Raw genomic sequence first — 16,176 nt, 5'->3', positions numbered from 1 at the left:
TCAGGCGAGATGCAGTTTAGTGGTGTTGGCTCGGGCTTGGGTAAAGATTTTGCTCTTCATCTCAGCACTGGCCTCATGATATTCGACTTCAAGTTTCGCGATGATATCGGCGACGCGCTCACTGCCGTGGATGGAACCGCAGCCATGGCCGCAACCGCGGATATCTTTCCAGATTTTTATGTCGCCATTATCCGTGCTGCGGTATTTTCTCGTTTCTTCGCTGTATGGTGGAAGATTGTCCGGATCAAGATTTGCCTTGATCAGACTAGGCCGCAGGTAATTGCCATAGATGCCGGTGAAGCTATTCGTATAGATAATATCCGATGCCACGCTCTCGATGATTTCCTCTTTGTGGGAATCGCTAGCTCCCGATTCTCGCGAAGCGAGGAAGCGCGTTCCCATGTAGGCGAGATCCGCGCCCATGGCCTGTGCGGCCAACACATCGCGCCCGGTGGAAAGGGCGCCGGCGAGCAGAATAACGCCATCGAAGAACTGCCGCACTTCGTTGATCAACGCAAATGGACTGCGGTCCCCACCTTGTCCGCCAGCACCAGCGCACACGAGGATCAGGCCATCTACGCCCATTGATGCGGCTTTCCGGGCATGTCGCACGCTCGTCACGTCGTGAAAGACCAACCCGCCATAGGAATGCACTTCCTGGATAATTTCCGGCGGCGGAGCTCGCAGGCTGGTGATGATGATGGGCGCTTTCTGCTGAATGATGGTGGTGAGATCTGCCTCCCATCGTGTGTTGAGTGGACTCATTACCTGATTAATGGCGAAGGGTGCAACCTTGCGTTCAGGGTTCGCCAGCTGTGCCGCCGTCAGGCGTTCGCGAATCTCTGCGATCCAGTCTACAAGTTGTGCCTGCGGACGAGCGTTGATCGCTGGAAAAGAGCCGACGATGCCGTTAATGCATTGTTCCACCACCAGCTCAATGCCGGAACTGATAAACATCGGCGAGCCGATGATCGGAAGACGAAGTGCTTGCTTGAGGACTGATGGAATAGCCATGGATTTTCCTTGATAGATGAAAAAACTGCGCAATGTAGCGACAATCTGAAAAGCCGCTTCGTGGTGCACATCCGCATGTGTCGAATAGCCACTATATGTGCCGTGCTTCAGCTTCGTCCAATGCGTGTTTTTGATTTATTAATGCGGACCTTGCATGAATTGGTGCGTCTCAGTTTGCGTTGCTGCCCAGTTCGTGACCTTGATTTTTCATCTATAGAATCTGTTGCCGACGAGCCGCGTTGTGCTTGTTGCCCACGCGGGAAATAGTCGAGTCGTCCAAAAAAACGCACCATTCTACGACAGGCATTCTCCGCCCGACTATTTGTATTCCAACAATCAGCCGGATTTTATTCTGCACTGAAGACGACGACCGCATTTATTCCATTCATACATCAATATGCTCCAACCCGTCATTGGACGCCGCCACAACGATATGAAATAGTGATCCGAAGGGCATCTCACCGGCCGCATGTCTGCCAGGTCCAACACAAATGAAAGGATTTTATGTACCACATGAGTAATGTTTCGAAAGCTACCCCGGAAAAGATCGCGGCTATCTTTTTGCCGAGCGAGCAAACGCTTTCCTACGGCGAACTCGAAGCCTCAGCGAATCAGGTTGCCAATGCTCTGCACGCTCAAGGGGTGCGACGAGGCGATTGCATCGGCATCTGTGTGGGGAATTCGCCAGCGCTGTTGTCATTGATATGCGGGGCGCAACGCATCGGCGTCTACTACACGTTAATGTCCACCAAACTATCTGCTGATGATTTCTCGTACATTCTGCAGGACGCAGGGGCGACTGTAGCCATTATTTCTGCCGATGCGCATCCGGCACCAGCGGTCGCCACCATGGAACTCATCACCAAAGCCGGTCAGCCCATCAATCTCTTCGGCATTGACATGCGCGATGGCGCGCTGAGAGACTGGGATGCAATCTGTACGGCTGCCTCGACGATGTTGCCTGCAGCGCCGTCACCTGGCCGCGAGATGCTGTATTCGTCCGGTACCACCGGTCGCCCAAAGGGTGTGCGCGAACCGTTGTTCGAAGGACCGTACGATGTCATCGATGCACGCAACGCTGGCGTCGCCCAAGTTTATGGGGTCACGGCGTCATCGGTATTTCTTTCCCCGTGCCCGCTCTACCACAGTGGACCTAACCGCTTTCTATCGGCGGCCTTGAACTACGGAGCGACCTGCGTGATTTTCGAGAGCTTTGATGCGGCGCGCGCACTGGCAGCCATCGGGGATTACAAATGTACGCACAGTCTCTGGGTGCCGACCATGTTCCACCGTTTGCTACAACTTCCGGCCGAACAGCGCGAGGCAGGTCGGATTGAATCACTACGCTATGCCATCCATGGTGCGGCACCTTGCCCTGTGCATCTGAAGCGTCGCATGATCGACTGGTGGGGACCCATTGTCGACGAATACTATTCCGGTACCGAGGGTATTGGTTCGACTCACATTTCAGCCGCAGAGTGGTTGGCCCACGAAGGCTCCGTCGGTCGACCTGTCGGTTGTGCCGTCCATATCCTTGGAGATGATGGTGAAGAGGTGCAAATTGGCGATATCGGAGATGTGTATTTCGCGAGTACCACCGAATTTGAGTATTGGAACGATACGCAAAAAACCGCGCGAATTTGTAGCCGGCAGGGGTGGCGCACCTTCGGCGACATTGGCTATGTGGATGCGGATGGTTACCTTTATCTGACTGGACGGAAGGATTTCACCATCATCTCGGGTGGGGTAAACATCTACCCGCAGGAAATCGAAGATGCCATTCTGGAGGACGCCCGCGTAATGGATGTCGCCGTGTTCGGGGTGCCAAACGAAGAATTCGGCGAAGAGGTGAAAGCCGTTGTGCAGCTTCTCAATCCTGCTGATGCCAGCCCGTCACTTGCGGCAGCGCTGACGCAACATGTGCGCCAGCGTCTGGGGCCGATCAAAGTACCGCGGTCTGTCGATTTCGTGACCTCGCTGCCAAGACATCAGACCGGCAAGCTCTATAAGAAACTGCTGATCGACCAACATCGGCAAGGTTCATAGCGGGCGGTCCGCAAACAAACAGATTAGCAATTTTTCAAACAGGCATGCCTGCAATCCGGGACGGGCGCATCGGCTCATCTCAAATCACTGAAGGAAGGAAAATAAACTCGTAGCTTTTCAATGTTCTTACAAAAATCATATAAAAATATTTGGAGACTGTTTCATGAAAAAAACACTACTGGCACTTGCCGTATGGGGCGTATTTTCCACTACGGCATATGCGCAATCGAGCGTCACAATCTATGGTGTGATCGATACCGCCATCCGCTATACAACCAACCAAGTGGTGCCAAATGGCACCTTAGGGAGCCAAACGGCCATGATGGGAGGAGGTTTTCAAGGTTCACGCGTGGGATTCAAAGGATCGGAAGACCTGGGCGGTGGGACATCTGCCGTGTTCCAGTTGGAAAACGGTTTTCTGAGTAACAATGGCGGGTTTGATCAGCAAGGTCAGCTCTTCGGTCGTCAGGCATATGTTGGTCTTAAGGATACGAGTTGGGGCGAACTCGACATCGGACGCCAATACGGTATCGCAGCTGACATACTCAGCAGCTATGATCCTCTGTGGATGGGTAACTTTATCGAAAACGAATGGCCCGCTGCTGTTTATGGTATCCGTTTTGACAATTCGCTGAGGTACACCAAGAGCTTTGGCCCATTCACGGCTAAAGTGCAATACTCGATCGGCGGCAAAGCAGGGGAAACCGGCATTGGCGCAACAAGCGGTGGCGCACTGACATATACACAAGGTGCGGTTAGCATCGGTGGCGTTTATCAGCAATCCAAGGATGCCAACTCTGCGCGGATGAAGCTAGCCGGTCTGGGCGGCGTGTATATGACGGGTCCTATGACGCTGTTTCTGCAATATTTCAACGCCAGGCGTGATCCTGGTTTCGCAACCGCGTTTCCCAATAGTGGCGGGGCGCTTGCCAACACCAGCATGATCTGGAACTACGGCAATACACTCAAGCGTACCGACGGTGTGTGGACCGCAGGTTTTATATATCAGATGACGCCGACTGTCGGCCTCACTGTCGGCTATATGAACGACACAATTAAAAACGTCTCATCCGCGGGTGACAGTGGCAGAGTGTCGACTCTCTATGCGATCGCAGATTATCACCTATCAAAACGTACCGACATTTATATTGAAGTCGACCGTACTACGCTGGCCGGCGGTGAAATTCAGGACCTCAACGGGATAATGGTAGCTGCCGGTGCCAGCCTCGGAGCGGGCATGCCCAATGCCGCCTCCAGCCGCAACGGAGTAGGCATCGGGTTACGAACCAAATTTTAAGCTGACAGCGACAGGGCGACGGAAACGAATGGAAACTTTCATTTCTGTCGCGCTAGCGAGGACAAGTCAGATTTTTAGCTGAAGCGTGCATCTGTCTTCAAATTGGGCGAAATTGTCCTGGCAATGCATAAGATGCTCCTCAAAAGACATCTCATCCATGCGTTCCACCGTGAGCTGTTCTTTGCACATCATGTGCATGATTCCAATGCCGGTCTTTCATATTCTGCACATCGACCTTGCCCTTTTTTCATAACGAGAAGCCTAATCGATGCGTTGGGACTGGCCTTAACGCGACAGAATTCCAAAATAACGATAGCTCCAGTTTCATCACTGAGTTTTCTCTCATATTCGAAGGACCATCATCGGAAAAGTTAATTTTGCGCATGACGCGATTGTTCATCAGGCGCTCCATATTGCAAGCCACTCGGGTTTAGAAGCGCTGTCCATGGGTTCGCTTGCCGAGGCAATGAAAATGAGCAAGAGTGGCGTCTTCTCGCACTTCGGATCGCAGCTCAACTTGCAATTAGCCGTGCTGAAAAAGTATCACTGCGAGTTTGACAAGCAAGTCTTTCAACCATCAATGTTTGTAAGGCCCGGTTTGTCGCGGTTAAGGTCGTTGTTTTCCTACAGCGTGCAGGCAGTCGTTTTTGGCAAATTTGCCGGCTGTTTTTATATTAGCTGTGCCGCTGAGTATGACAACGGTCCGGGGCCAATACGCAATGAACTCGTCAACGGCGTACTGAGGTGGCGTCGAGCCATGGAGCTTTGCGTGTGGCAGGCAATCGATCTGGATCAGCTACAAGCGGATACAGATCCGGAGCAGTTGGTCTTTGATATATACGCGCTGATTCTGGCTCTTCAACATGACACGTGTTTACTCGAAAAAACGAACAGCATCACTCGGGCAAAAGAGGCGTTCGAGCGAATACTTGAACAGCATTGCCCCGAGAAGGTATGCACGTCAGTCCCCTGAGCATTCTCAAGAAATTCGATAACTTAATTCGTTAATTCAATTAAATCTAGGTTGATCTTCCGCTGAACTATTCCAGTATGTTCAAAGAAAAAAGGGTTACGAAAAAATCGTAACCCTTTTTTTACTACTAATTCCTGGTGGCCCCCCGCAGAGTCGAACTGCGCACCAACGGATTATGAGTCGACGCAATGCTTCGCATCGCTGGCTGCTCTCCTATGGAGTTGGCTTGGGGACTGCCTAGAATTTGTCCCATTATTGCAGCTCAATGGGTCAAGAAATGGGTCATGAATTAAGACCGTACAAATTACGGTTTGGATAGTATATCACCGGCTTAAATCACGCAAATATCTGGCTATTTTTGATGGGTATCAATTCTGAAGCTAACGTTGTGCCGAGGTCGCCACTAGGGAAGCTAACTGACTCACTACCATTTGCGGATAGTGAACATGAGGGGTTTCACTAATATTATTCAAGCTCACCCTTTAACATTTCATCACAGGAACAAGACTGCTTAAATTTATTGAAGTAAGTACGCTGCCAAGTGCACCAACCAATAAATAATAAGTGACAGCCCTAAAGACATTAATGCCCACACGATGACTTTGACAAGAAGCGAGGGTGACGCAAAGGGAATTGTCTTAATTATTTTAGCGTAGCCTTCATCTGCCTTAACATACGAATTAATTTGACTCCAAATCACAGGCGGGAAATACAGATATGAAATCGTAATCTGTTCTTTTGGAACGAGAGTAGGGAAAACTATTTCAGCGCCGCCGTCTGGATTACGCTCAACTGTATATTGAATTGAAGTTGGGACAACTGTTACGGATTCAGGCAATAAATTGTGTCCAATACGTAGATTATGTGCAGCCTTGCGCCCCGTGTTGTGCACAATCACATTATGTGTGTGAACATCAAACGGTTTATCTCCCCTAGATTTATTTGTAGAAGTGTGGCCTAGATAGGAAACGATGCGAACACGCCCCTCTAAAAAATACCTCACTGTCCCCACAACAAATGCTGTGATTAAAGGTGCTAGTATTTTTGCAGTCACATCAATATCAATGCTCATGTATAACCCTATCTAATTTTTGTAACTGAATCATATATCTTTTTCCAAAAAACAACTATTACAGACCTCCCGTCACAGCGCAGAGCTTTATGATGTAGCTATTGAACAGTCCATTAGTGATGCCTTTGGTGGCGTTGTAGGCGGTTCTAGCTGGTCTAGTACCGGGTTATTAAACTATAACTACTCCTCAAATTTACATTTTCGCTTTTATCACCTAAAAGGGGCTTATATGGACTTATTTGTGAATGCTCTTTTATCTTTGGTATTCGGATTGATAGGAGGTAGCCTCACCACCTTTATCAGGGAAAAATCTAAGAATTTTGCAACTCGTCAAGATATCGGGAAAATTACTGCGGAGGTTGAAAAGGTTAAGACCGAGTATGCATCACAACTCAAGGTGCTAGAACATCGCCATTCTGTATTGCTTGACGAACTACAAGGGAAACAGCAACTCCGAATGGCTGCGCTCGAAAAACGTCTACAAGTTCATCAAGAGGCATTTACATTGTGGCGGAAATTGATTTCAAAAATTAACGAGCGGCAAGATGTCAAAGATGTCCTGGAGGAGTGCAACAGATGGTGGGACAGTAACTGTTTGTATCTCAGTGCGAATGCGCGTAAAGCGTTCGCCGAAGCGCTGTTTTCTGCCGCAATACACGGTGACCTAATACAGGATGTGAATATTACCAAAGACTGGAAACCGGCTATGGAAAACGCGAAGGTAATTAACAAAGCTGGGGCTGAATTAATCGCTGCGGTGGAATTGCCATCTCTAGTAGAGCGTGAATACGGAGTAGAGACGACGTACATGAAGTAAGAAGAAAATTCGTATATGAATTTAACGGTGAATCGAGCTAGAAGCCTTATGTACTATGGTTCTAGCTCATTTTTTATCGTCTAAACCCCCACTAACGCAGTAGGCTGAGAGTTGGCACCTATAGTGGATATCTAGTGGTGTACTAGTAGTGGTCTAGTAGCTGTCATGTGATAGCATTTTGGATTACTCATGATTGTACTGAGGTGGTACGTAACTATGCTTACCACCGTACATAACCACACTACAATCAGTGTCTCAGATACCAGATATTGCTTAGCAAAACTATGGAAATTGCATCGACTGAAAAAGCAGGTAAGAGCAAAGAGGGCTATTGGGCTATATTGGCCATTGCCGGTTTTACTCTGTTGTTCACGTTGCCAATAACGTTAACTCATATATTACGTGAGCCAGAAAAAGAGAATATCTGCCCCGTATCCGAATCTGGTGAAATGGTTGCTAGTAAAACAATTGAGGGCACCCTTGTTCACTCTGGCCCCTCTATATTATTGCGGCAGTTTGACGGAGCAAAATATAAACTGACGCACATAGCCGGATGCGGTGGAAAAGGAGGCGGGTGTGACGGACCATTTCAACAGCTTAGAAATCACATAGAGGAATCTGCCCAAGCTGATTATTGTGGCACTAGTCTGATTCGTATGAAGGTGTCAGGGCGCTTAGTTTACGCTTCAGCTCCACCAACTCAGGAGTTTCTAAATAAAGCAAACGCAAGAGAAAGAATAAAGATGTATGGTTGCGTCCTTGTTCTCTTGGTGGCGATAGTGTGGGCGGTGGCGGGGATACGGCGTAAACCCAAAGTGGCCTAAGTCACGCTACGTTCGCACATCCGTCTAAACTTTATTGGGAGCGTTTAATGACGCTTTTCACGTAACGCTTATCCGTTTTTGTGAAACGATCAAGCTGGTCAATGATAAGTTGGCATCGTGATTGAATAGATAGGAAGCAAAGATTCACTTCGTCATAGTTGATTCCAAGTTCATGCAAAAACTGTACTGCTGTTTCATTGCCATTTTGTGCAACGATGTACAGGCTTTCACGTTGCCCGTGCAATAGCCACAGCCCGCCATCTTTCATAAGGTAATAAATCCTCTTATTGTTCAGGTCAAAGGTGAGGCCGGGCCTCTCACTTAAAAGGATAGGTAGCATCTTGGAGACGTGGCCGTATTCCTTCTCGTTTTTTTGTGTCGCAACTTCAATTTTTTGCCGATTTTTAGTTGCATAGAATGTTTCTTTTTCAATTTTCTTCTGTTCGTATTCGATTTTTTGTAACGCCACTTGTTCTAAATTTTGGGCACGAAGATTACTTCTGATTGTTGCTTCCTTAGCGTTAAACAGCCAACGCTTGCACTTACTATCTGTGAATAGGATATGTTCAAAATCTGCAATCGTATCTAGCTGATTTCTGGACAAGTCTATTTCTATTGTTGACAACTGACGATTCTCAAACGATGTAAGCTTTTTGGTTTCGGTCTTTTTCGTAAACAAGATTTCGAGCAATAATTCGCGACCACGACTATGGAGCACTAAATCTGGTCTAGCGTTGTGACTACGTTTTTCAAATTGAATCGAATCAACAATCACTTTCTTGCATGGAAAAATTTCCCGATTTTCAATCTCTCGAAGAGGGCCTTGAGTAGATTCGGAGATCGTCAGTTCTGGCGTGACAAAATATCTTTGAGCGGAAATTAACTCCTTAACTAACCAAAGCAGCATTGTTTCGACCGCATACGGACATTCCGTACCGGATTCGTGCGCAAAAGAGTGTGCTTTGAGTTCTCCTTGCCTAGCGATTAATGACTCACCGCATGACAAGCATTTGCACTTACATGCCTTGCCTCGAGATACAGTATTGACATGCGTTAGCTCCTCTGTCTCGTTCAAAGCATAGACCACCATACGCTGATGGATTGCGCTTAAAGAAATTGAAGAATTTAAAGCTTTGAATTTTTCTGTAATCATTTACGAGCGTGTATTTCTTAAAGGTGCTGCACTAATTCGGCATACGACGCCACGATGCGCCCAGCTACGCCTGCTGAATGTTCATGTATTTCCGACGTATGGAAAGTGCCCATGTGAACACCACGATAAGTGATTTGCACAAGCTTTTCACTTTCCGGGAAAGTTCCTATAGCATCTATCAAACATTCCGCAATAGAGGCGTCTCCTGTTTCCCTATTTATTTCTTCTTGGCCGAACTGTAATGACCATTCATAAAGGCCAACGTCATGGCGATGAATAACGATGTGCGGTGCATTCATGTGTTTCCTTTATATGGGAGTGAAGTCAAATACTCAATTGCATCATATGAAATAGTGCTTAGTAAGGTTTTCAGGAAGCTTCTTCACAGCTACTTAATAATTAATATGGTGGCACATGCAACCGTACTAATCACGCGCTTTTAAAATTTATGTCGAATATTTTAGTAGAAAAATTCGCGACCTCTCTAATAAGCTCAAGAACACTTCATCCCCCCGTGTCCCCTTTGCTTGCCATGCTTTGAGAAGCCAGCGGCTGCGAATGGTGCGCTTGTTTGGCCGAGTACGCATATGCATACGACGCCTACATAATTCAGGTTGTAAACGATGGCCTCACAATGAGGTGGTGACTGTACGAAATGGAACGGATAAGTACAGGGGCAAATCAACATGTACGAAAGTAAGCTTGTAAACGATTCGGACATACTTTATTATTCGGACATCCAATTCGTACACAAGGAAAGAACAATGTCCCGAGTCTTCGCTTACTGCCGAGTATCCACCGCCGACCAGACTACTGATAATCAGATTGTTGAAATTAAGGCGGCAGGGTTCAACATAGAAACACATCGCATCGTGCGAGAAACTATTAGTGGTTCTGTTGCTGCATCTGAACGCCATGAGTTCTCCCGCTTGGTAGACAAGATGGAAAACGGTGATGTGCTAATTGTTACGAAGCTAGACCGCTTAGGGCGTAACGCTATGGATGTCAGAGCAACAGTCGAGCAACTTGCAAAGCTTGGTGTCCGTGTTCATTGCCTAGCTCTGGGTGGTGTTGATCTGACTAGTCCAGCGGGGAAGATGACGATGCAAGTTATCAACGCTGTGGCTGAGTTTGAGAGGGACTTATTGATTGAGCGGACGAATGCAGGTATTAGCAGGGCGAAGGCCGAAGGGAAGGCGTTTGGCAGGCCGTCAGCGCTTTCAGACACGCAGCAACTTGAAGTGCTTCACAGATTATCTAAAGGGGATGCAGTGGCATTACTCGCTCGTGAGTACGAGACGACCCGGCAAACAATTATGCGTGTACGCAGCAAGGTGCTGTAAGCGGCTGCTAATGACCGAGTGGGCTGTTAGAGTGCTGATAAACTTCTACACTTCAGTCGTCACCTTCGTGAGATATCAATGATTACTCTGACTCCTATGTTGGTTCAATATTTGACTGGGTTATGTTGCCTTCGCACGACTCCAGAGGCGGTCGATATCATTCTCGGAGATATGGTACTAGACCCGGCTGCGGAGAAGAAGAGAGACGTCGATATTACTGTGACAATAGCAGGATCTGAAGGTTTAACACATGCTTTCAAGGCTTATGAAGTGAAGCGTGAGCGCACACCCCTCGATGTTTCTACTGTTGAGAAGTTGTGCATAAAATTGGCAGATATGCCCTCGGTCACACACCGAGCAATTGTTTCAATTTCAGGATTTTCAGAGGGAGCTAAGAAGAAAGCCGCCCATCATGGTGTAGAGCTTTACGAATTTAAGCCTTGGACTCGGCCACTTCAGGAGCAGTTTCCTGAACTTACTATGCAAGAGAGCATAGAGGAGCACTTCCAATTTAAAAAGGCACTTCTTTGTTGGATTGAACCCAGTTACGCGTTGGTATCGCACAGTGCAAAGAATGGCTTCTTGGTACAAAGTAGTGATAGGCTATTTGATAGCGAAGGGAAGCAACACGGAAAGTTTCAGACATTTGGCGAGTATCAGCACGAGTTACTACTGCGTTCAACTGAAATTTTATTTCCATTGGAGCCAGCAGCGACTGTTCTTAAAACCTTTCCAATTCCATTCTCAGTAGCTGAAGGAGCACGGTCTATGAGTCCGGCGTGGCCTCACACACATACATTCGATGTGGCGGGCGATGCGGTGTATATCGATGCGGGTGGCGACATCTGTCGACTCGATATCGTGACTATTAATGGACACCTTCAATGGCAGCGTAGTAACGACAAGCCGCTTTACTACATTCTTGAGAATGTAAAGAATGGTGAAGCTTTTGCTGGAGCCATTATTTCTGAAGAAATTCGTGATGGACATATGACCGCTCTTGTATTTTCGCCGCATACGCGCGAAATCGGCGTTCACTTTGTTCGACTCGCAGAGAAACATCTAAACTGCATTAGAAATCTCAAGCTTAAACTCCCAGAGGAGCCATCAGAAAGGGAGGCCTGATTAATTCTTTGTCGAAAACATAAAAATTAATATTAACATTCGACACGATAGTTGTTTTCTCTAGTGACGAAATCCAATATATGCTCTCTGGAGTTTCGATTCGAGACTTATTTTTGATGGGAGAAAGTCAGTACGAGCTTGATTATTTATTCAACACTTTTTATTCAACACTTGTAAACGGTAAACTGCGCTTGTATACTTTGTGCTTCACTACAATTAGTGAACGGGTTTAGCAGCCTGAAATTCATTCACAGCGCACTGATACATGATGTGTGATTACCCGTTGCTGTACCTTCTATGGGCGGCGATGGTGGGGAGGCTTCGGCCTGCTGGTTTTGCTGTGATGTTCCAGTCTGCTAACCCCGCTATCTGCTGCCCTCCTCATTTAGCAGTGGGGGGGAAGTGGCTTAACCACTCGATACAAGGTGCTTCTACATCATGGCAACACTACAAATCCGCAATATACAATTCACCATTGAACACTCTCAAGACCTTATATATATCCGCGTGGGTCGCCTTGAATTCTGCATAGAGCCAACACAGCACAAGCCATCAGGTAGCGGCTTTAGTCGCCTTATAGAGGCTTGGCGGGAACCTCATAGCAATAATAACGGCTACCACTCAGCTCAATATTTCACCTGCGGTAAGCGCATATTCTGGAGTGTTGCCTCATGCTGATATCTTTAGGAAAGTATGAAATATTTGCTTGCCGTGACAATTTCATCCGTCATTACGTACCAAATAGATTTATCGAAATATGCAAGGGCGAGGACGCAGGCCACTATGACATTTTGTTGTTGAGACGCTGGCAAATAATCCTCTCATACAAAGACGAAGAGCATGCATGTGACGTGGGGTGCTACCCGTACTAGCAGTGTAGATTGTCCGTAATAAAATAGTGATAAGTAAAAAATAGGTGCGTCAGGATGTCGCTGGATATTTCAGCGAGTTACTGATTGCACCTATTTTTGCTTGTGGCGCATCGGTTTCAGGTAAGCCCTAAAACCACACTAACGCAGTCAAACTCAAAATCAAGAAAATAGCGTCTAAACCCCGACTAACGCTACATCAAATTCTCTCGCCTCATTCTACTGGCGTTTGCTGACTGATATCTCATTCACTCCCTGTGTCACAGCACATCTGGAGACCACAATTTACCAACTTTAAGGAAGCTTATGGGCATATGCAAAGTCCCGGGGTGCAGTCTCGTCACGAACGGGTACAGCACCTACTGCGGAACACATAAACGATGTAATCGAAGGCAAGGTCATCCACAACAAAAGAGCGTTACGTTATATACACTCAGACCGTACATGGAGCGGGTGACAGCACGAATAGAGAAGAATCCAAGTAACCCAACTTGGTCGATTCTATGTGACCGCTGGGATGCTCTTATCGCGTCTGCGCAGGCGGCTGATGCTGAGTATCAGAGTGGCGTAGCGTTCAGTCGTAATGAGCGAGAAGCATGGAGCAACATCGAGAAAGTGGGTAATAGCGCAAATGCTATTCAGGTCGTTACTGCCATGCTTGCGATGTATTTAATGCGCAATGATTGCCCTCATCAATTTAAATCTGAAGAGGGATTTGATAGACAACTAGTGCGGCGATTGCGAGCATTAGCACCTCATTATTCAGGCGAATATTACGACCTGCACACAGGGAAAACTAAGCGTGTCTACCGTGACACCAGACCACGTACTGCGGTGATACTTACGAAGCTTATCAAGGATACTTTTGGCGCTGCGGGTTTGGTTGTGGCGAGGCTTGAGCAGCAGGAAATCAACAAGCGTCAAAACGACCAGAAGGCGCTACAAGAGGCGTTGCATGCACTTGCCTGAGTTGGTTATTGATAATGACAGCAATACGCGTGATGGCTGGTTTACGCCTTTCAGAATAACTACGTCGGCAAGCCTTAAATTGCTAATCAATGATGTAGCTAATGAGATTGGGAGTTACGAATCTGAACAAGGATTACGTAGACGTAAGCGAAAGCCAGCAGACCGCATGGTGTTTATGATGCAGATCGAAGCATTCATTTGTGACGCAGCATTGCATCATCTTGAAAAGCCGGGCGGTTATCTTAGTGTGACGCGCTCTAAGCGTAAGTTAGGCATCCGTGACCGCTACCGTTCCAGCGTTATGTCAGAGACGTTGCCTGACCTCCTAGACCGCTTAGGACAGCTAGGCTTGCTAGAAGTACATATAGGGGCGGTGAATGTCTTTGACCCTGTCAAGAATAAACAGACCACTTTCAGGGCAAGCGCGTTGTTGCTGGCAAGGTTAGCACCGCTGCAATTGAGCATTGCTGATTTTAGTGTTCATCAAGAAAAAGAGGTGATTGTATTGAAGCAGAGGCGGCTTAACTCGTTTGAAGCTGGCGCACCATTGCAGTATGCAGACACATCACTGACCGTCTCATATAGACATAACATGAACTTAATTAATGCATGGATTGGCGCAGCAGATATTGACTTCCTAAATGGGCATGGCGTGCTCAGACTGAATGAACGCAGACTACGCCGTGTATTCAATAACGGCAGCTTCACTCAGGGCGGTCGATTGTTTGGTGGATGGTGGCAAGATATGAAAAAGCTAAACCGCCGTGATATCTGTATTGAGGGTATCTCCGCTGTTACTTTGGATTTCTCGCAAGCGGGAGCAAGGATTATGTATGGTATCGCTGGCGCTGCGTGTGACCATGACCCGTATGCAGTGTCAGGATATGAACATCACAGAGACGGCATTAAGCGGTTGTTTGCTGCAATGGCTTTTTCATCTACACCGATAAAACGCTTTCCGAAGAATACGAAGAAACTGTTCCGTGGTGATATGAAAGTGAAGCAAGTAACCGAGGCCATACAAGCCCACAACAAGGAAATCTCACACCTGTTTTATACCGGCGTGGGTTTTGATGTGATACACCGTGAAAGTGAAATCATGGTGGAAATGCTGCTGACCCTGCAGGCGTTGGGAGTTGTTGCACTACCTGTGCATGATGCTTTGATTGTTGCTGAGGACAGAGTGGCAGAGGTCAAAGCTGTGATGTTGTCAGTGTTCCATGCTCAGACTGGGGTGGAGGGTAGTGTCGAAGTAGAGTGTCAATAGCTGCTAGGCCACTGCGTACCACTATCAAGATAAGCAAGCAGGACTCACCACAAGATAGCCAGTGGAAGCACTACTGTACATGCTTTAGCTTCATCACTGGTTAGCTTGTGTAGTGTCTATGGTGTTATGTCTTGTGGTGAGAGTGTAGGTCATACCACGTTGTACCACAGGCAGGATAGCCATAGATACACTATAGATATCTGCTGGTTACCTTTAGAGGGGGTCATAAGAATCTTTTCAGCAGCACATGTACCATCGAAAGCACTAACAAGTAATCACACATTCAAAAGGTCGCTTTCTCACGGCTGACCGCCAAAAACACCTCCTCATCAAGCAGCAGCATCCCGAACTAGACATTCGGTTCGTATTCTCACGTTCAAAAACAACCATCTCGAAAACCAGTAAGACCACTTATGGCGACTGGTGTTTGAAGTATGGGTTCAAGTATGCGGACAAGAGTATTCCTGATGCTTGGCTGAAAGAGAAACCAAAAATTAAGTAGTACACCCTTAAAGGAATCAACAACATGAACACAACTCAAGCAACTTTCACTTTCGTACCGGGATTGACTCTACGTGTAGTAACAGGCACTGACAACAACCCGTGGTTTGCCGCTAAAGATGTCTGCATGGCGCTTAGTGTAGACAACCCGACTAAGGCATTATCCCGTCTTAAAGATGATGAAAAGGGTCTTACTTTAATTCAGACCCTTGGCGGCAAACAGAAACTAACTGCCGTTACTGAATCTGGTCTGTACTCTTTAATCATGACCAGCCGCAAACCTGTTGCTCAAGAATTCAAAAAATGGGTCACATCTGTGGTCCTGCCTGCAATCCGCAAGGATGGCGCTTACATCATGGGTGAAGAAAAAGTGGCCACTGGTGAAATGTCCGAAGATGAATTGATCTTTAAAGCATTTACCGCTCTCAAGACAAAATCGGAACGCTTGATGCAAGAGTTAGCAGCCGCGCAACCCGCTGTTGAATTCCATGAAAATTACGTTGGCTCTGCTGGTACACAGACGCTTACTGAGGTAGCAAAGGGGCTGGGGATAGCTCCTAAGATGTTCTTCGATTTTCTTCAAAGTGACGGTGTTTTATACCGACGTAGTAAACACATGCCGTTGCTTCCTAAATCTTTGCATGCAAAGCGCGGCTACTTCGAAGTTAAGCAGGATGTAAGTAATTTAGGTTTCTCTAAGCCACAAACGCGTGTTACTCCTGCTGGCTTCGTATGGCTTTCGGAGCGCTATGGACACATCGGGCGTCAGCATTAAGTAACTGTTAGCAGAGGCGCTTTTGGCATGTGCTGGAGGCGTTTCTTTCACATATTATCCGAGCGTCCATGATGAGGTCTGGAAGGCCAAGATGCTTCCAGGTGACATACAGAAAATTGTGGAAGTCGGCC

At 47.2% G+C, this 16,176-nt stretch carries 15 protein-coding genes; 11 read left to right on the top strand and 4 right to left on the bottom strand.

The genetic code is table 11. The features are described 5' to 3' along the window. Positions 1-1,014, bottom strand: a complete 1,014-nt coding sequence (locus GEV47_RS17085) for an NAD(P)H-dependent flavin oxidoreductase (protein ID WP_153236010.1) — start codon at positions 1,012-1,014, stop codon at positions 1-3. 513 nt (positions 1,015-1,527) lie between these two features. Here GEV47_RS17085 and GEV47_RS17080 point away from each other — a divergent pair. From GEV47_RS17080 to GEV47_RS17070, 3 genes are all read left to right on the top strand, one after another. Further along, positions 1,528-3,060: an AMP-binding protein gene (locus GEV47_RS17080; RefSeq protein WP_228124777.1), complete on the top strand. Its 1,533-nt coding sequence runs from the start codon at positions 1,528-1,530 to the stop codon at positions 3,058-3,060. Between the two features lie 163 nt (positions 3,061-3,223). Continuing rightward, positions 3,224-4,357 (top strand): porin, encoded by a 1,134-nt coding sequence (locus GEV47_RS17075; RefSeq protein ID WP_153236008.1) that lies wholly within the window; start codon positions 3,224-3,226, stop codon positions 4,355-4,357. 445 nt (positions 4,358-4,802) lie between these two features. After that, a complete protein-coding gene (locus GEV47_RS17070) occupies positions 4,803-5,330 on the top strand; it encodes a TetR/AcrR family transcriptional regulator (RefSeq protein WP_322741684.1) in 528 nt (175 codons plus the stop codon). Positions 5,331-5,847: 517 nt separating this feature from the next. Here GEV47_RS17070 and GEV47_RS17065 read toward each other — a convergent pair. Beyond that, positions 5,848-6,402 (bottom strand): hypothetical protein, encoded by a 555-nt coding sequence (locus tag GEV47_RS17065; RefSeq protein ID WP_153236007.1) that lies wholly within the window; start codon positions 6,400-6,402, stop codon positions 5,848-5,850. Positions 6,403-6,631: 229 nt separating this feature from the next. Between GEV47_RS17065 and GEV47_RS17060 the strand changes: the two genes are divergently transcribed. Both GEV47_RS17060 and GEV47_RS17055 read left to right on the top strand, forming a co-directional pair. Next, positions 6,632-7,219, top strand: coding sequence for a hypothetical protein (locus GEV47_RS17060; RefSeq protein WP_153236006.1), 588 nt, complete (start codon positions 6,632-6,634; stop codon positions 7,217-7,219). Between the two features lie 284 nt (positions 7,220-7,503). Next, positions 7,504-8,043, top strand: a complete 540-nt coding sequence (locus GEV47_RS17055) for a hypothetical protein (protein WP_153236005.1) — start codon at positions 7,504-7,506, stop codon at positions 8,041-8,043. A 31-nt stretch (positions 8,044-8,074) separates the two neighbouring features. On the opposite strand, the gene GEV47_RS17050 is transcribed toward GEV47_RS17055, so the two are convergent. Both GEV47_RS17050 and GEV47_RS17045 read right to left on the bottom strand, forming a co-directional pair. Next, entirely contained in the window at positions 8,075-9,196 is a 1,122-nt protein-coding gene (locus GEV47_RS17050; protein WP_153236004.1) for a competence protein CoiA family protein, read from the bottom strand. 17 nt (positions 9,197-9,213) lie between these two features. Then, the gene (locus GEV47_RS17045) at positions 9,214-9,495 is read right to left on the bottom strand and encodes a hypothetical protein (protein ID WP_153236003.1); all 282 of its coding nucleotides are present in this window, start codon (positions 9,493-9,495) and stop codon (positions 9,214-9,216) included. Positions 9,496-9,960: 465 nt separating this feature from the next. On the opposite strand from GEV47_RS17045, the gene GEV47_RS17040 reads away from it, so the two are divergent. The 6 genes from GEV47_RS17040 (at position 9,961) to GEV47_RS17015 (ending at position 16,045) form a co-directional block, all read left to right on the top strand. Beyond that, positions 9,961-10,539, top strand: a complete 579-nt coding sequence (locus GEV47_RS17040; RefSeq protein ID WP_153236002.1) for a recombinase family protein — start codon at positions 9,961-9,963, stop codon at positions 10,537-10,539. A gap of 78 nt (positions 10,540-10,617) precedes the next feature. After that, positions 10,618-11,664 carry a hypothetical protein gene (locus GEV47_RS17035; protein ID WP_153236001.1) on the top strand — a complete coding sequence of 349 codons (1,047 nt, stop codon included), beginning with the start codon at positions 10,618-10,620 and terminating at the stop codon, positions 11,662-11,664. Positions 11,665-12,986: 1,322 nt separating this feature from the next. After that, positions 12,987-13,502 (top strand): hypothetical protein, encoded by a 516-nt coding sequence (locus GEV47_RS17030; RefSeq protein ID WP_228124776.1) that lies wholly within the window; start codon positions 12,987-12,989, stop codon positions 13,500-13,502. Beyond that, positions 13,489-14,769, top strand: a complete 1,281-nt coding sequence (locus tag GEV47_RS17025; protein WP_153235999.1) for a hypothetical protein — start codon at positions 13,489-13,491, stop codon at positions 14,767-14,769. The genes GEV47_RS17030 and GEV47_RS17025 overlap by 14 nt, the downstream gene beginning before the upstream one ends. A gap of 274 nt (positions 14,770-15,043) precedes the next feature. Further along, entirely contained in the window at positions 15,044-15,271 is a 228-nt protein-coding gene (locus GEV47_RS19875) for a hypothetical protein (protein WP_407646291.1), read from the top strand. A 24-nt stretch (positions 15,272-15,295) separates the two neighbouring features. After that, a complete protein-coding gene (locus GEV47_RS17015; RefSeq protein ID WP_153235998.1) occupies positions 15,296-16,045 on the top strand; it encodes a BRO family protein in 750 nt (249 codons plus the stop codon). Positions 16,046-16,176: the final 131 nt, after the last annotated feature.

Origin of the sequence: Glaciimonas soli, assembly GCF_009497155.1 — a bacterium.
In the GTDB taxonomy this organism is placed as follows: Bacteria; Pseudomonadota; Gammaproteobacteria; order Burkholderiales; family Burkholderiaceae_D; genus Glaciimonas; species Glaciimonas soli.
The sequence above is the reverse complement of the archived record's forward strand: the minus strand, read 5'-3'. Positions and strand labels throughout refer to the sequence as shown.

Coding starts and splice junctions, on each gene's coding strand:
- GEV47_RS17085 (WP_153236010.1), bottom strand. CDS start 1,014: ATGGCTATTCCATCAGTCCTCAAGCAAGCACTTCGTCTTCCGATCATC.
- GEV47_RS17080 (WP_228124777.1), top strand. CDS start 1,528: ATGAGTAATGTTTCGAAAGCTACCCCGGAAAAGATCGCGGCTATCTTT.
- GEV47_RS17075 (WP_153236008.1), top strand. CDS start 3,224: ATGAAAAAAACACTACTGGCACTTGCCGTATGGGGCGTATTTTCCACT.
- GEV47_RS17070 (WP_322741684.1), top strand. CDS start 4,803: ATGGGTTCGCTTGCCGAGGCAATGAAAATGAGCAAGAGTGGCGTCTTC.
- GEV47_RS17065 (WP_153236007.1), bottom strand. CDS start 6,402: ATGAGCATTGATATTGATGTGACTGCAAAAATACTAGCACCTTTAATC.
- GEV47_RS17060 (WP_153236006.1), top strand. CDS start 6,632: ATGGACTTATTTGTGAATGCTCTTTTATCTTTGGTATTCGGATTGATA.
- GEV47_RS17055 (WP_153236005.1), top strand. CDS start 7,504: ATGGAAATTGCATCGACTGAAAAAGCAGGTAAGAGCAAAGAGGGCTAT.
- GEV47_RS17050 (WP_153236004.1), bottom strand. CDS start 9,196: ATGATTACAGAAAAATTCAAAGCTTTAAATTCTTCAATTTCTTTAAGC.
- GEV47_RS17045 (WP_153236003.1), bottom strand. CDS start 9,495: ATGAATGCACCGCACATCGTTATTCATCGCCATGACGTTGGCCTTTAT.
- GEV47_RS17040 (WP_153236002.1), top strand. CDS start 9,961: ATGTCCCGAGTCTTCGCTTACTGCCGAGTATCCACCGCCGACCAGACT.
- GEV47_RS17035 (WP_153236001.1), top strand. CDS start 10,618: ATGATTACTCTGACTCCTATGTTGGTTCAATATTTGACTGGGTTATGT.
- GEV47_RS17025 (WP_153235999.1), top strand. CDS start 13,489: ATGCACTTGCCTGAGTTGGTTATTGATAATGACAGCAATACGCGTGAT.
- GEV47_RS17015 (WP_153235998.1), top strand. CDS start 15,296: ATGAACACAACTCAAGCAACTTTCACTTTCGTACCGGGATTGACTCTA.